This is a genomic window from Streptomyces phaeoluteigriseus (genome assembly GCF_001896135.2).
Taxonomy (GTDB): domain Bacteria; phylum Actinomycetota; class Actinomycetes; order Streptomycetales; family Streptomycetaceae; genus Streptomyces; species Streptomyces phaeoluteigriseus.
The window spans coordinates 65104-79425 of the sequence record NZ_MPOH02000008.1; the positions used below are offsets into that span (position 1 = coordinate 65104).

General features: G+C 68.9%; 14 protein-coding genes and 1 pseudogene. 5 read left to right on the forward strand and 10 right to left on the reverse strand.

All coding sequences use genetic code 11. From position 1 onward, the window contains the following. Positions 1-36 precede the first annotated feature (36 nt). Entirely contained in the window at positions 37-885 is an 849-nt protein-coding gene (locus BM536_RS07370; RefSeq protein ID WP_073494925.1) for an RNA polymerase sigma factor SigF, read from the reverse strand. Between the two features lie 599 nt (positions 886-1484). On the opposite strand from BM536_RS07370, the gene BM536_RS07375 reads away from it, so the two are divergent. The 3 genes from BM536_RS07375 (at position 1485) to BM536_RS42525 (ending at position 4153) form a co-directional block, all read left to right on the forward strand. Beyond that, positions 1485-2903 carry a PP2C family protein-serine/threonine phosphatase gene (locus BM536_RS07375; RefSeq protein WP_245873309.1) on the forward strand — a complete coding sequence of 473 codons (1419 nt, stop codon included), beginning with the start codon at positions 1485-1487 and terminating at the stop codon, positions 2901-2903. Continuing rightward, the gene (locus BM536_RS07380; RefSeq protein WP_073494927.1) at positions 2900-3268 is read left to right on the forward strand and encodes an STAS domain-containing protein; all 369 of its coding nucleotides are present in this window, start codon (positions 2900-2902) and stop codon (positions 3266-3268) included. The genes BM536_RS07375 and BM536_RS07380 overlap by 4 nt, the downstream gene beginning before the upstream one ends. A 276-nt stretch (positions 3269-3544) precedes the next feature. After that, the gene (locus BM536_RS42525) at positions 3545-4153 is read left to right on the forward strand and encodes a hypothetical protein (protein WP_245873319.1); all 609 of its coding nucleotides are present in this window, start codon (positions 3545-3547) and stop codon (positions 4151-4153) included. Here BM536_RS42525 and BM536_RS42530 read toward each other — a convergent pair whose 3' ends face one another. After that, positions 4154-4540: a hypothetical protein gene (locus BM536_RS42530; protein ID WP_245873310.1), complete on the reverse strand. Its 387-nt coding sequence runs from the start codon at positions 4538-4540 to the stop codon at positions 4154-4156. 648 nt (positions 4541-5188) lie between these two features. On the opposite strand from BM536_RS42530, the gene BM536_RS07395 reads away from it, so the two are divergent. After that, positions 5189-5860: a TetR/AcrR family transcriptional regulator gene (locus BM536_RS07395; RefSeq protein ID WP_073494931.1), complete on the forward strand. Its 672-nt coding sequence runs from the start codon at positions 5189-5191 to the stop codon at positions 5858-5860. A gap of 63 nt (positions 5861-5923) precedes the next feature. Here BM536_RS07395 and BM536_RS44765 read toward each other — a convergent pair. The 8 genes and pseudogenes from BM536_RS44765 to BM536_RS07430 form a co-directional block, all read right to left on the reverse strand. Next, positions 5924-6064: pseudogene (locus BM536_RS44765) on the reverse strand (IS5/IS1182 family transposase); the annotation flags it as partial. 79 nt (positions 6065-6143) lie between these two features. Next, positions 6144-7262, reverse strand: coding sequence for an SGNH/GDSL hydrolase family protein (locus BM536_RS07405; RefSeq protein WP_245873311.1), 1119 nt, complete (start codon positions 7260-7262; stop codon positions 6144-6146). A 121-nt stretch (positions 7263-7383) separates the two neighbouring features. Then, positions 7384-7512: a hypothetical protein gene (locus BM536_RS43895; protein ID WP_281258548.1), complete on the reverse strand. Its 129-nt coding sequence runs from the start codon at positions 7510-7512 to the stop codon at positions 7384-7386. A gap of 449 nt (positions 7513-7961) precedes the next feature. Further along, the gene (locus BM536_RS40240) at positions 7962-8189 is read right to left on the reverse strand and encodes a hypothetical protein (protein WP_143650840.1); all 228 of its coding nucleotides are present in this window, start codon (positions 8187-8189) and stop codon (positions 7962-7964) included. 190 nt (positions 8190-8379) lie between these two features. Beyond that, complete coding sequence (locus tag BM536_RS07415; protein WP_073494935.1) at positions 8380-8856, reverse strand: SDR family oxidoreductase; 477 nt, start codon at positions 8854-8856, stop codon at positions 8380-8382. A 257-nt stretch (positions 8857-9113) separates the two neighbouring features. Beyond that, the gene (locus BM536_RS07420; protein WP_073494936.1) at positions 9114-10286 is read right to left on the reverse strand and encodes a hypothetical protein; all 1173 of its coding nucleotides are present in this window, start codon (positions 10284-10286) and stop codon (positions 9114-9116) included. Between the two features lie 305 nt (positions 10287-10591). Then, the gene (locus BM536_RS07425) at positions 10592-11710 is read right to left on the reverse strand and encodes a fatty acid desaturase family protein (RefSeq protein WP_073494938.1); all 1119 of its coding nucleotides are present in this window, start codon (positions 11708-11710) and stop codon (positions 10592-10594) included. A 7-nt stretch (positions 11711-11717) separates the two neighbouring features. Continuing rightward, positions 11718-12773 carry a ferredoxin reductase gene (locus BM536_RS07430; RefSeq protein WP_073494940.1) on the reverse strand — a complete coding sequence of 352 codons (1056 nt, stop codon included), beginning with the start codon at positions 12771-12773 and terminating at the stop codon, positions 11718-11720. Positions 12774-12860: 87 nt separating this feature from the next. Here BM536_RS07430 and BM536_RS07435 point away from each other — a divergent pair, with 87 nt between their 5' ends. Then, positions 12861-14000 (forward strand): PucR family transcriptional regulator, encoded by a 1140-nt coding sequence (locus BM536_RS07435; protein ID WP_094102712.1) that lies wholly within the window; start codon positions 12861-12863, stop codon positions 13998-14000. Positions 14001-14322: the final 322 nt, after the last annotated feature.

Below are 14322 nucleotides of genomic sequence, written 5' to 3' on the forward strand. Positions count from 1 at the left end.
ACCGCGGCCGCGAGGTGCCGTTGCGAGGTTGCGGTGTCAGTGGGTGGTGAGCATGCCCTCGCGCAGTTGGGCCAGCGTGCGGGAGAGCAGTCGGGAGACGTGCATCTGGGAGACGCCGAGCCGTTCGCCGATCTGGGCCTGGGTCAGTTCTTCCACGAACCGCCAGTGCAGGATCTTGCGCGAGCGCTCGTCGAGGTCGGCGATCATGGGGGCGAGGGCGTGGAAGTCCTCGACCAGTTCCAGCGCGCTGTCGTCGTTGCCGATGAAGTCGGCCAGGGCGCTCTCGCCGTCCTCGCTGTTGCCGATGGCGGCGTCGAGGGAGGAGGAGCGGTAGCCGTTGGAGGCCAGACGCGCCTCGATGACCTCCTTCTCCTCGAGGTTCATCAGCTGGGCCAGCTCCGCGACGGTCGGTGTGCGTCCCAGGCGGCTGCTCAGTTCCTCGGTGGCGCGGGCCAGCTGGACGCGGGCCTCCTGCAGACGGCGCGGAACGTGCACGGCCCAGGTGGTGTCACGGAAGAACCGCTTGATCTCTCCCACGATGTAGGGGATGGAGAACGAGGTGAACTCCACCTCGCGGGAGAGCTCGAACCGGTCGATGGCCTTGATCAGGCCGATCACGCCGACCTGGACGATGTCCTCCATCTCCTCCTGGTCGCGGCTGCGGAAACGGGAGGCGGCGTAGCGGACCAGGGAGATGTTCATCTCGATCAGCGTGTTGCGGGCGTACTGGTACTCCGGCGTGCCCTCTTCCAGCCGGTCCAGCTGCTGGAAGAACAGGCGGGTGAGCTCACGGGCGTCCTTCGGAGCGACCCTCGAGGGGTCGGCCACCTCCGGCAGCTCAGCACACTTCGCATCCGCCGTCGTGACTGCCGTATCCGTAACCATGTGTCCCTCCCCTTGTCGGCCATGCCGACACCGGCCCACCTCGGCTTGCCCTGCCGCGTCTACCCCTTCCCCCCACCTTCATGCCTACCTTTCCCGCGACATCGTTCAACCCCGCGCCGCGAGGTGCCGAAGCGGACCTCGACCGACTGCGGAGCGGGATCCCACCGAGCCGCGCCATCCAATCGAACTCAACCCTGCGCACACAGAGTCGCCCGGAGTCCTGCTCCGGTCCGAGAGGGGTGCCGCCCCGCGACCAGGTCCGCCAGGTCCTCGCGACGGCAGACATGGTCGACTGGTCGGCGGCGACGTCCCGTCGGAGTTCGTGCTCAGGCCGGTGAGCAGCTTGTGTACCGGCCACGAAGGCCGTCACGTTCGCCTTTTCGCCGATCACTGCGCCCGGTTGCGGTCGGTGCCTGGGCGGCCGTTCCACATGCCGGTGCGCACTACGAAGCTCGCCGTCGGACCGGGTGCCCCGGCCGCGTTCGGTAGGGTTCGGCGTGCTGGCTGTCTGGTCGGTGCCTTCCTGGGGGATGAGCGAGACGAGGAACATGCCGGAACAAGCGATCCTGCCTGCGATAGCACCGAGCGAGCCTTCGGCCGTGTCGGTCGAGGCGGCGCGGATGGCGGCGGTACGCCGTTACGACATTCTCGATACCCCTCCGGACGGGGCCTACGACCGAGTCGCGGCGCTGGCGGCGCGTCTCTTCGAGGTGCCGGTGGCGACGGTGACGATCGTGGATGAGGACCGGATCTGGTTCAAGGCCGCGCACGGGCTGGAGGGTGTCAGCGAGATCGGCCGGGATCCGGGGCTGTGCGCCTCGGCGGTCCTAACGGATGACACCACTGTCATCCCCGACACCCTGCTGGACCCGGTCGCCTGTTCCAACCCGCTGGTCGCCGGCCCGATGGGGGTGCGGTTCTACGCCGCCGCTCCGATCATCACCGCCGACGGGTACCGGCTGGGCACGGTCAACGTCCTCGACACCCGCCCCCGCGAGATCAGCGAGGCGGATTCGGCCACGCTCGCGGACCTGGCGGCGGTGGTGCGTGACCAGATGGAGCTGCGGCTGTCGGCGTTGCGCGTGGTGCGCGCCGAGCAGGAGCGCCGCAAGGTCGAGCAGGAGAGGCGCCAGGCGGAGGAAGAGGCCCGGCAGCGCGCGGAGCGGGACAAGGCGGCCATCGCCGCGTTCGCCTCGACCCTGCAGCGCACCCTGGTGCCTCCCGTCCTGCCCGCGGTACCGGGCCTGGAGCTGGCCTGCCACTACAAGACCGCCTCTCCGCAGGAAGTGGGCGGCGACTTCTACGACGTCTTCCCCGTCGGCGGGGACCGGTGGGCGTTCTTCCTGGGCGATGTGTGCGGCAAGGGCGCCGAAGCCGCCTCGGTCACCTCACTGACCCGCTACACGCTGCGGGCCGCAGCCCTCGTCGACGCGGACCCGACGGCCGCGCTGAATGCCCTGAACACGGCGCTGCTGCTGGACGCGGCGGTGGGCACGCGCTTCTGCACCGCCATCTTCGGCGTGCTCGATCCCGTCCGGGACGGCGGTTTCACGGTCACGCTGGCCACCGGCGGCCATCCGCCCGCCTACCACCTGTGCCCCACCGAGGAAGGCGGTGTACGGGTGGAGGCGGCCCGCGCCAAGGGCGGCATGCTGGTCGGCGCGTTCGCAGAGGCCGCCTTCGCCTCACGCACCCTGCACCTGGCACCCGGCCAGGGCCTGCTGCTGTACACCGACGGGCTGACCGAGGCCCGCACCGCCGATGGCCACATGCTCGACGACACGGGCCTGATGGATTTCCTGGCCCACCGGCCGGCGCCGGTCAGTGCCGGCTCCCTGATCGACGGCACCGTCGCGCTCCTGGACACTCTCCCCGACACCGAACGCGACGACGTGGCGCTGCTGGCCCTGTCTGTCCCCACCGCGGATGCCGCTCCGGCCGGCATCACCACCACCGTCCACAGCGCCGCCGCCCCGACCGCCGACGTCTCCGTCGCGCAGGAGAACCGACGCCCATGACCGACGCATTCCACATCGATGTCCCGCACACCGACGGAACCCTGGCCGTGATCGCACTGTCCGGCGATTTCGACATCGCCGCCGCACCCGCCGTGCGGGGCCGCGCCCTGGAACTCATCTCCGGCGGACACCCCGACCTGGTCGCCGACCTGGCAGGCGTCACCTTCTGCGACTCCTCAGGGCTGGGCGCCCTCGTCGGCATCTGGCGCTGCGCCAAGGACGCCGACGGCTCGCTGACCCTGGCGGCCATCCCCGACCGGCTGGGCCGCCTGCTCAGCGTCACCGGGATGGACACCCTCCTGCCCGCCTACCCCAGCGCCCAGGCCGCGCTCGCCGCACGCCCAAGCAACCGCACCACCGCCTGAAACCCCTCGCTCGCCAGGGCGGCGCCAACAGCTGGCTAGCACTGCACATGCCCGGCCTTTCCTCCCGCAGGGCACGGGGGGCTCTACTCACGAGAATGGGTTCTGGCTCACTTTCCGTGGAGCATGCACGCTGAGTGACGGTTGTCGAGCGAGCGAGCCCTGGGGAAGTTGCCCGGAATTGAGCCGGCAAAGAGGCCAGGGATCGAGGTGGTCTGCCGAGATCGCGCACCGTTCTTTCCCGAAGGCGCCACCGTCGGGGCACCCCAGGCGGTGCAGGTGGCGGACAGGTGGCATCTCTGGCACAACCCCACACAGCCGCCCGACGACGAACACCGCTGGAACACCGCACGCCGGCTCCTGCACGACGACACCCTCAAGCCCGAAGACCGCCTCGCCGGACTGCCTCTCCTCCTTTACGCCCAAGGGCCGTCAGCGATCGACCGGTTGACCACCGAAGACGTCGAGGCCGGCGCCCAGGAAGTACGTCTCCACCTCGGCGACGCCCCCGTCCAGTTGCCTGAGCCCGTCGCCCACCTCGCCCGCACCGTCGTGGCGAACCGCAAGGGCCACGCGATCATCGGCGCCTTGACACCGTCTCGATGGCTCTTCCCCGGCGGACAGCCTGGACGGCCGATCACCACACAACTGACGCAGCGGCTGAACCAGCTCGGGATCCGACCCAACCAGGCCCGCAGCACCGCATTCTTCCAGCTCGCCACCGAGATCCCCGCCGCGATCCTCGCCCGCACCCTGGGCATCCACACCGATGTCGCTGTCGCCTGGCAGCGACTCTCCGCCGGTGACTGGGCCGACTACGCCGCCGAGATCGGCCGGCGAGCCACCCGATCGCTCCAGCAAGGAAAAGACGTACGTGAGCTCCGGTGATCAGTGCGGCGCGACCGGCGGACTGCCCAGTTCGTTGATGAGGCGCCGGTATGTTTCGAAGGCCGACTTGGGGGTGTAGTCGTCGCGCAGCAGGCCGAAGCGGTGGAAGAGCCCCTCGGCGGTGCTGTCGGCGTCTCGCAGGGCAAAGAACGAGTATCCGTCGATGTTCAAGTCGGCGGCGAGGGCGGCCACGGTCCGCACCACGGTTTCGAGGACCGCGGCCTGCTGCTGCTCGCTGCGGCCCGGGCCGGTGGGCCAGCCGTTCTCGCAGATGCGGATCGCGACGCTGCCGGGGATGCCGGCCCTCTGCAGGTCGGTGCGCCGGAACGCGGTGAGGACTGCAGTGACCGCTTCCGCCAACTGCTCAGCGGCGATGGGACGGAACACGTCCGGGAAGAAGTCCAGGCCGACGTAGTCCAGGCTCTGCCGGAAGCGGTCGTCGGCCAGGGCGCGAGCTCGGACCAGAAGGTGTCGGCCGGGTTGAAGGTCGGCACGGCGTTGAAACCGACCGCCACACTGCGGCCCAGGGCCCGCGCCTCCTGCTTGGCCGCGACAACCCCCTCAACGAGCGCATTCAGAACGTTGGGAATGCTGCCGTCGACCACGGGCAGGTCGGCGTTGGGCTCTTCGCAGATCTGGACGGATGCCAGGTTCGGCCCACCAGTGCGGATGGCCTCGCGGACGAACTCCCGCCACCCGTCCAACTCGCCGGACGGCTCACGGAACTGCAGCACGAGGTCCAGCTTGCGGCCTCGTTGGAGATACGTCGCGGGATCGGCGGGCGTGGGCGGTTCCAGTGGCGTCACGGTCGTGGCGAACGAGTGGTAGGCGCGCACCGACAGGCTGGCCGTGTCGCCTTGGAGCGTGTCAAGCGCCTCGGTGATGCGGTCCGGCACATCCGGGCGGACCGGGTGGAGGATGCCCTGGTCGTCGCCAAGGATCCCGCCGGGATAGATACCGAAGTGCAAAGTCATGCTTACCCCGCCCAGCAATCTTGGTGTGACTGCAAATTTGTAGTGACACTATCATCTGGGCATGGGCCTTCGAGAGACCAAGAAGCAGCAGACCCGCACGGCGATCGCCGACGCCGCCCTGCCCCTCTTCCTGGAGCACGGCTTCGACCAGGTCACGGTCGCTGAGGTGGCTCGACACGCAGGTGTCTCCACCAACACCGTGTTCAACTACTTCCCCACCAAAGAAGACCTCTTCTTCGATCGCCACGCAGAAGTAGAGGGCCATCTCGCCACACTGGTACGCGACCGTGCACCCAGCGCCTGCCCAGTGGTGACCATCCGCGACGACCTGCTGACCGCTCTGCGGCACGAAGACCCCGCACTCGGTCTCCATGCCGACACACCCCGGTTCTGGCAGGTCATCCACGACAGCGCCGCACTGCGCGCACGCGAACGGGAGATCAGCGAACGCGCCGAGGCCGCGCTGGCGACCGCCCTGGCCGAACACCCGCCGAACATCTCCACCGGATGGAACCAGAACAACCACTCGATGTTCAGGCTCCTCGCAGGGGCCATCGCCGGCACCCACCGGGCCGCCTTGCGCGAACTGCAGCAATGCATCTTGTCCGGCGAGCAACCCACCAACGCCCGCGACAGCGTCGCCACAGCGGCAGTCCAGGCACTCAACCTGCTCTGCTCCGGACTCCACCCCGACGCCGACCAGGCATCGCAGGAGCTACGGCTCCCTCAGTAACCCCGCAGCAGCCGAGGCATTCGGGCAGTTCCAATATCCGACGTCACCATAAAGGTCCTGACAAAGGCGTTGAACGTGGCGGTAGGTGATCATGCAGACGGCGAGTCCGAGGAAGGCTTCGTGGATGTCGTCGCGGCGTTCCCAACGGATGCGCAGGCGGCGGAAGCCATGCGGCCAGGAGAACCGGCGAGTGCCGACCGCCGCGGGTCGCGGCGGTCGGCCAGGTTTTCGGCCGCATTTTCGTGCAGATGCCGTGGCTCTGGCGTCGGGTTCGGCCTGCTGGTCAGCGGTCGAGGAGGGCGATTCGGATGGCTCGTTCGACGTGGGTGGCGGTGTTGGCGTGGCCCTCGGCGTTGGGGTGGACCAGGGTGACGCGCTTGTTGATGGGAGCGCAGTTCAGCAGGGTGCCGGGGAGCTTGGCAGGCCAGTAGTCCGCGGCGTCGCCGCAGATTCCCTCGACCCATTTGGTGTCCGCGGGCTGGCAGGCGTCGTGGCCCGCGCTGGAGGAGTAGACGTCGACGTAGCGGTCGCCGAAGAACGACGTAACCTGCTGGATCGTGCTGTTCAGCGGCTTGAGGACGTCATCACGGAGCCAGTTGATGTCGGCGTGCTTGATCGGGCCCAGCTCGGTGAGCGACGCGCGGTTGCAGTCGCTGCCCTCCTCCGGCAGGACGGCCGGATAGCCGACGGTGATCACCTTGGCGTTGGGTGCGGCCTGGTGCACCTTGGCCAGCATTTCGATGTACTCGCTCTGGACCCTGGCGAGCTTGTCCTGGATGTTCTCCTCCCTCTCGGGAGGGTTGGTGTAGTACTCGCGGCAGGACTTGCCTGGCGTCGCGCCCAGTTCGAGGCACTTGAGGAGCATGCCGCCGAAGGGCAGGCTGTTGCCGCCGACGCCGATGGTGAGGACGTCGGTCTTCTCGTTGAGCTTCGCTCGCTGGATCTGCTGGTCGACTGCGGGCCAGCCTCCTGCGGGGGGCTGGACAGGGCTGATCGGCGTCTGCTTGGTGTCGGCGATGTCGGTGATGGTGGCGTTGCCGCAGCTGACGTTGCTCAGGTGGACGTACTTGCCCGGTGGGAACTCGTCGAGCTCCCGCTCGACAACGCTGGGGTAGGCGTTGGAGGTGCGGTCGCAGCCGTCCCGCGACGTATTGCCGAGCGGGGGCTGCGGGGCTCCGACGAATCCGCCGGCGGTGTACGAATCACCCAGAGCGGCCCACTCGTACTGATCAGCCGCACCAGCGGGGCCCGAGGGCAACAGTGCGGACACCGCCAGCGTGAGCCCCACGGCCAGTGCTCTCGTTCGCGGACGGGAGACGGGGTGCCGCATGGCATCCCCAGGACAGGCCGACAGGACCGCCGAGGTGAGGGCTGCCAGTCGGCCCATAGACGTCGAACGCATCCACTGTCTCCATTCACTTCTCGTAGTCGCATGACTACGGAGTGAACGTAGACGGGGGCATGTGATCCCCGGACGGGTGCGCCGGGTAAACCACCCGAGCGTATTGTGCCGATGCTCTGGGCTACGGTGAGTGCGCCGGGTGGCCGCCCTGGCCGTCGGTGGAGATCAAGTCGATGAAGCTGGGAAGGCTTTGGCTGAGCTCCGCCACGAAGGTGTCCTTGGCCTGGCCGAGCGTGTCGGCCAGGCCCATGCAGTTGCTTCATGGGCCCCGGCGGCGAAACCGCCGGGGCCCCACTGCTGTGATCTGTCGCCCGGCCCTCGAGCTGGGCTACTCGTCTCTGGTCTGTGCCTGGGGGGTGGGAGGAGCCCGGCATCGAACGCATTGAATTGGCTAAAACGCACCCACTCCGGAACGCGGCGGACTACCGGACACCCGGGCAACCGCGCCCTCGCGCCGGAACACCCGAGGAGGGCCACTACCGACGTAAGCGCACTGCATGCGCGGGACGGCCAGTTCGCGGACCCCGACGGGGACTGGCCAACACCATGGCCTCTACCCCCGATGACGTGGCCGCCGCGGGCGGCGTGAGAGGCGCAGTTGTCCCCGGCCCCGCGGGCCATGCAGAGATGTCCGGCCGGGGGTGTGTTCGCCTCTCGCGGTTGCTGTGAGTTCGGTGGCCGTGCCCGGGCTGGCGGTGGCTAGCCCGGGCACGGGGGGTGTCGCCAGGTGCTGACGACTGCCCCGTCACCGCCATGGGCGCCTGCAGTCCCCTTGTGGCTGGAGAGTCCGGCCCTGCCGTCCAGGCCTATCCACTTCTCGCCCTTGGCGTTGCCGACGTTGAGTTCCCACTCGCCTCCCTGGCCGCCGTCGCCGCCGCCGGTGCCGTGCGCTCCTCGGCCACCGTTTCCGCCGGCACCGTAGGACATGCGTCCGCTACGGCGAGCTGGTGGACAACACGGGCGGCACGATCTCCCTGTTCATCACACTGATCGAGTCTGCGGCGCCTCACCGCACGGATTTCACCCACCTCGCTCAGACGGGGCCTGGCGGCGCTCGGCGCCCAAAGGCTGTGTTCCGCGCCCGCACTCTTCCCCCCCCCCGCACTCTTCCCCGCGCCTACTGGTGCACGAGGGCGGTGAACGAGGGGCGCTGCAGGGCCTCGGCGAGTGATGTGCGCCAGTCCGGTAGTACGGGTAGGCCCGCCGCGGCCCAGCGGGCGTGACCGAGGACGCTGAAGGCGGGCCGGGAGGCAGCGCGTGGGACCGCCGCCGATGTGGTCGGGCGGACACGGTCCGGATCGAGTCCGCTGAGTTCGTATGCCGCGCGGGCCAGGCCGTACCAGGTGGTGTGGCCGGTCGCGGTGGCATGGTGGACACCGGGCGGGGCCTTGTCCGCGCGGCCGAGCATCACCAGGAGGCGAGCCAGATCGTGCGTCCAAGTTGGCTGCCCATACTGATCGTTAACGACCTCGACGGTGCTCCTGCGGGCGGCCAGGCCGAGCATGGTGGCGACGAAGTTTTGGCCGTGCTCGCCGTAGAGCCAGGCGGTGCGCGACGTCGGCTGCGGCGATGCCGGCGGCTCTCGGGCCCTCATCCACAAGTACTGGCTCCGCACCATGCAGAGTTGCCGAATTGGGCAATGGCGCCGGGGGAGAGCCGGGCCCGGACGGTACCAGCGGACGGGATGGCGTCAGCGTCCGGCGCTGTCCCGGCGGCGTCGACGCCGACCTGCACCACCAGCTCGGGACACCCGAGGGTGACCGTCAAGGCGCGACAGCGCCGTCGGGAGCCTCGACGCGAGCAGCCTCTCCATGCGCACCGCTCTCGGGCCCGCAGTGGTCGCGCGACGCCCTACCAGTCGCGGACGGATTCGCAGCCCTCGGTCAAGCCCTTGCCGGCCCAGGCCAGGTCGGCTCCCGACGCGGCTTCAGCCTCGGTGATGATGGCGTCGAGCGCGTCGTAGAGGTCTTCGCGCTCAACGGTCTCGATGAATCCGGCGCGTTCGTCGAGTTCGTTGAAGGCTTCGCCGAACTGTTCCCCGAGCTCGACAAGCCTGGGTGTCAGGACGTCCGCCGAATGCCCCGACGCCAGCACAGCCAGCACCGCGCGCCGCGTCGCTTTGTACTGCGCCAACGCCTTCTTGTAGATCGCGGCACTGATCTGCTCGCGGCCGTCCCAGTCCCGGAGCGGATTGTTCAGGTTCTCGGCGAGCCACTCGGGCTTCCGAGGCTTGGCGATCCTGAGGTAGACGCCCTGGGGCTCCTCGGGACGCCAGGCTCTCTTCATCGCCGTCGCATACTCCGCGGGGACACTGACCAGTTCCAACGACTCCAGCGCCGGTACACGCCGCGGCAGGAGGCAGTCCGCCTCGGTCATCCCGAAGACGTCGGAGAGCATGAGGTGCTTCAGCGAAGTCAACTCATTGAGGCTCGATGCCGTCGACAAGGTCACCGGCCCGACGAGCGTCAGGCCGGTCAGCGCCGGATACCGCTCGACGAGCCGGGCACAGTCCAGTGACTGCACAGCCCGAACCGTCAGCCGACGCGTCTCCTCGTCAGGATCTGCGGGCCCGGCGAGAGGGTCGTTCAATTCGGTGTCGGTGATGGTCTTCGCCCACGGGTCAGACCACTTGGACTCGTCGCCCTGCTGTCGGCGACGCTCCAGGGTTAGATCGAGCCCCATGCCCCATCCGAACGCGTAGCTGTTCGGCGGCTGTTCGTGCAGCAGCGGCAGTGTCCCGATGACCTTGTAGCTCCGACGGAGCACCCACTCGTAGTGGCAATGTGCCGGCTGCCCCGTGAAAGAACCCCGCGTGCGCGAAAGCGGCGCGACTTCGCCGAGGTCAGCGACCGACATCGGCTCTGGGCCGGACCAGTCGAGGTGCAGGACTCCCGCGAGCTGGTGGTCCGGGTCGAGATGGGTGATCTGTGCCGCTGTCCACTCGCCGAGATACTCGGAGAACGCCGCGACGACATCGCCCGGGACGATGTGTCTGGGAGGTGTTGGTGCCTGGAGGGTAGCCATGCCCCGCAGACTATTCGGCACCACCGACAGCTCCCGGTCCCCGGTGGGGCGACGCGACGCACCCCCGGTTCTGCCCCCGGCCACCGGCCCGGCCACCCATGGCAGGTCAGAGCAGGACGACAGTACGCCGGGGGCTGTGTGCCGGGGCACTTGCGTGCGTCCGGGCAGCGCAGCCGGACACCGGGCTGCCGGGATCGCGTGTCGTGCGGTTGGATGTCGCGGCGGTCGCCCACCGTCCGCAACGGATCTCACCGAACCCGGCGGTGCCGCCGGTACGGCCGCAAGATGTGTACCAGAACCGTAAATCAGGCGGCGACGGGTTCCCGCTCGCGGTCCGGGGTTGTGACCTTGGGCTTCTTGTTGGGCAGTGAGAGCCGGACGACCTTGTGCCAGGCGGAGAACACCTGCTTGGGCAGCGGGCCGGTGACGTACTCCAGCTCGTACTTCTCGAACAGCGCGCGCACCTTCACCGCGACCTCGGCGTAGCGGTTGCTCGGCAGGTCCGGGAAGAGGTGGTGCTCGATCTGGTGTGACAGGTTGCCGGTCATGAAGTGCATGGCCTTGCTGCCGCTGATGTTCGCCGAGCCCATCATCTGGCGCAGGTACCACTGGCCGCGCGTCTCGCCCTTGATCGACCGGCGCTCGAAGACCTGTACGCCCTCGGGGAAGTGCCCGCACATGATCACCGAGTGGGACCAGAGGTTGCGGACCAGGTTCGCGGTGAACGTGGCGGCGAGCGTGGTGAGGAACGAGGGGCCCGACAGCAGCGGGTGGACCACGTAGTCCTTGAGCACCTGCTTGCGGATCTTGCGGCCCACGGCCTTGGCCCGCGCGCGGAACTCCGGGTTGTTGCGGCGGCGCTTGTGCAGGTTCTTGCCCAGCTCCAGGTCGTACGCCGCGATGCCGTACTCGAAGAAGCAGGCGTTGAGGAAGTTCCACAACGGCTGGCCGAGGTGGAAGGGGTGCCACTTCTGGTCCTCGTCGACGCGCATGATGCCGTAGCCGAGATCGTTGTCCTTGCCGATCACGTTGGTGTACGTGTGGTGCAGCTCGTTGTGCGAGTGCTTCCACTGCTCGGACGGCGAGACGTGGTCCCACTCCCAGGTGGTGGAGTGGATCTTCGGGTCCCGCATCCAGTCCCACTGGCCGTGCAGGATGTTGTGGCCGATCTCCATGTTGTCCATGATCTTCGCCACGGACAGCCCGGCGGTGCCGAGCAGCCACGCGGGCGGGAAGAACGAGAACAGCAGCACGCCCCTGCTGACCAGCTCGAGCTTGCGCTGCGCCGAGATGACCTTGCGGATGTAGGCGGCGTCCTTCTCGCCGCGGCTGGCGATCACCTCGTCGCGGATCGCGTCCAGTTCGCGGCCCAGCTCCTCGATCTGCTCCGCGGTCAGGTGGGCGGTGGGGTCGATGGCGGTCAAGGTGCTCCTACCGTTCGATGTCGCAGGGGCCCGCCGCGGCGGACACGCAGGTCTGGATGAGGACGCCCGGCTCGGCCTCGGTGATCTCGCCGGTGCGCAGGTCGCGGACGGCGCCCGCCTTGAGCGGCGTGACGCAGCCGAAGCAGATGCCCATGCGGCACCCGGAGGGCATGAGCACCCCGGCCTCCTCGCCGATGTCCAGCAACGGCGTGGCGCCGTCCGCGTCGACGGTCTTGCCGGTGGCGCTGAACGTGACCTCGCCGCCGTCGCCGGCGACGACGATGCTGGGGCGGAAGCGTTCGGTGTGCAGGCGCTCTTGGACGCCGTGCTGGATCCAGTGCTCCTCGGCGGCGTCGAGCAGGCCCGCGGGCCCGCAAGCCCAGGTCTCGCGCTCGGCCCAGTCGGGCACGAGTTCGTCGAGACGGGCGATGTCGAGCATGCCGTCCGTGTCGGTGTGCACCTCGGTGAGCCGCAGCTTCTTGTCCGCGACGAGGTCGTGCAGTTCGTTGCGGAAGATCACGTCTTGCGGCTGTGGCGCGCAGTGGACCATGACGGCGTCGTCGAACTCGGTGTCGCGCAGCATGCCCATCACGGGCGTGATGCCGCTGCCGGCCGTCAGGTAGAGCACCTTGGCGGGCTTGGCCTGCGGCAGCACGAAGTCACCGGTCGCCTGGTCGAGCTGGATCAGCGTGCCCGGTTTCGCCCTGCGGACCAGGTGGTTGCTGACCTTGCCGTCCGGGATCGCCTTCACGGTGATCGTGACGCGGCCGTCCTGGCGGTTCGTCGGCGAGGTGATGGAGTAGGCACGCCACAGGCGCACCCCCTCGACGTCGACCCCGATCCGCACGTACTGACCGGCTGTGTGGCCACGCCAGCCCCGTCCCGGCCTGATCACGATGGTCGCGGCGTCCCCCGTCTCGGGGTGCACGGCCTCGATGCGCCCACGCAGGTCAGCGCCCGCGCGCAGCGGGCTGACCAGGTCGAGGTAGTCCGACGGCAGCAGTGGCGTCGTGACCATCTCCAGCATTTTCCACGCCCTGCTGCGGAGGGCTGTACTCGTCATGGCTCCAGCTTGCTGCGCCTCAAGGCGTAAAGTCCTGACCGCAGGACGTAAATCTGGCTGGCTGAATTGTTCGCAGGGAATAGAAACGTGAGCCATGCAATCCGGAGGGCCAGCGAACTGGCCCTGGATGAGACGACGGTCACCGCACTTCGGGCCGCGCTGAAGACCACCGCCGACGAGGTCGTCCAGGCGATCATCGACGAGGTCCCTCCCTACGCCAACGCCCTTTCGGGCAGCATGGGCGGCACCATCCGCCGAGCCGTACGCACCGCCCTGGGGCACTACCTGGACCTCGCGAGCGGGAACGCCACAGGCGGCGACGCCGGTGACGCGGCCTACGAGCTGGGCCGCGGCGAGGTGCGCGACGGCCGTTCGATGGACGCCCTGCTCAGCGCCTACCGCGTCGGCGCCCGCGTGGCCTGGCGATGCCTGGCAGCGGGTGCCGTACCCGCGGGTCTGCCCGCCGCCGAGGTCGCCAAGTTCGCCGAGCTGACCTTCGCCTACATCGACGAGCTGTCCGCCGCGAGCGCCGCGGGCCACGCCGACGAACTGGCCGCCCAGGGCAGGGCCCACGAGCGCCACCTGGAACACCTGGCCCGCGACCTCCTCGCCGGCGCGAGCCCGGACGTGCTGCTGGTCTCTGTTCAACGGGCCGGGTGGCAGCCCCCGGTTTCGCTGACCGCGGTCCTGCTGCCCGCCGCCCAGGCCCGGCCTGCCTACCGCGCGCTCGACCCGGGCACCCTCGTCCTCGACGATCTGCCGGACGCCACCGGTGTACTGCTCGTCCCCGATGCCGACCGATCACACCTCTTGCGGCAGCTGACCGACCGCACCGCCGTGGTCGGCCCGGCCCGGCCATGGACTCGTGCGTCCGCCTCGTACGCACGAGCCGTACGCGCGCGCTCCCTCTCCTCCGATATCCGCGACACCGAGGACCACCTGCCCGAGCTGGTGCTGAGCGCCGACGCGGACGCGTTCGCGGACCTGCGTGCCCGAGCCCTCGCACCGTTGCGGACCGTGCCTGTAGCGACCGCGCGGCGGCTGGAGGAGACGTTGCGGGCGTGGTTGCTGCACCAGGGCAGGCGGGACGAGACGGCGGCGGCGTTGTTCGTCCATCCCCAGACAGTCCGGTACCGGATGTCGCAGCTGCGGGAGCTGTTTCCGGATCTCGCCTCGCCACACCGGGTCCTTGAACTGACGATGGCGGTCGGTCTTCGGGTCAGCTGAGAACTGACGCTGGCGGTCGGTCTTCGGGTCAGGTGATGCGTACGTCGGCCGTCCACGACCGCGTCGTCCGGGAGCGGGTCCAGGAATCGTGCTTCGTTCTCGGTCATCAGCTGGCTCATGCGGCCCGGGGAAGCGGGTATGAGCCAGCGCCGATTCGGGGGTTGATGTGCAGGCCAAACAAGGCCTCCGGAAGCCCGTCGGGGGCGCTGCCTCCGAGAAGCGCGGTGGCGGATACGGCTCGACCGGATCCGGTGGTCGATGCGCACCGGCCTGCTCGTCGACGCGCTCATCGAGCATCTGGTCGGTGGCCTGTGCGGCTATG

Excerpts from the sequence above, each read along its gene's own strand:
- BM536_RS07370 (WP_073494925.1), bottom strand. The coding sequence starts at position 885 with ATGGTTACGGATACGGCAGTCACGACGGCGGATGCGAAGTGTGCTGAG.
- BM536_RS07380 (WP_073494927.1), top strand. The coding sequence starts at position 2,900 with ATGACCGACGCATTCCACATCGATGTCCCGCACACCGACGGAACCCTG.
- BM536_RS07395 (WP_073494931.1), top strand. The coding sequence starts at position 5,189 with ATGGGCCTTCGAGAGACCAAGAAGCAGCAGACCCGCACGGCGATCGCC.
- BM536_RS07405 (WP_245873311.1), bottom strand. The coding sequence starts at position 7,262 with ATGCGTTCGACGTCTATGGGCCGACTGGCAGCCCTCACCTCGGCGGTC.
- BM536_RS43895 (WP_281258548.1), bottom strand. The coding sequence starts at position 7,512 with ATGGGCCTGGCCGACACGCTCGGCCAGGCCAAGGACACCTTCGTGGCG.
- BM536_RS40240 (WP_143650840.1), bottom strand. The coding sequence starts at position 8,189 with ATGTCCTACGGTGCCGGCGGAAACGGTGGCCGAGGAGCGCACGGCACC.
- BM536_RS07415 (WP_073494935.1), bottom strand. The coding sequence starts at position 8,856 with ATGAGGGCCCGAGAGCCGCCGGCATCGCCGCAGCCGACGTCGCGCACC.
- BM536_RS07420 (WP_073494936.1), bottom strand. The coding sequence starts at position 10,286 with ATGGCTACCCTCCAGGCACCAACACCTCCCAGACACATCGTCCCGGGC.
- BM536_RS07430 (WP_073494940.1), bottom strand. The coding sequence starts at position 12,773 with ATGACGAGTACAGCCCTCCGCAGCAGGGCGTGGAAAATGCTGGAGATG.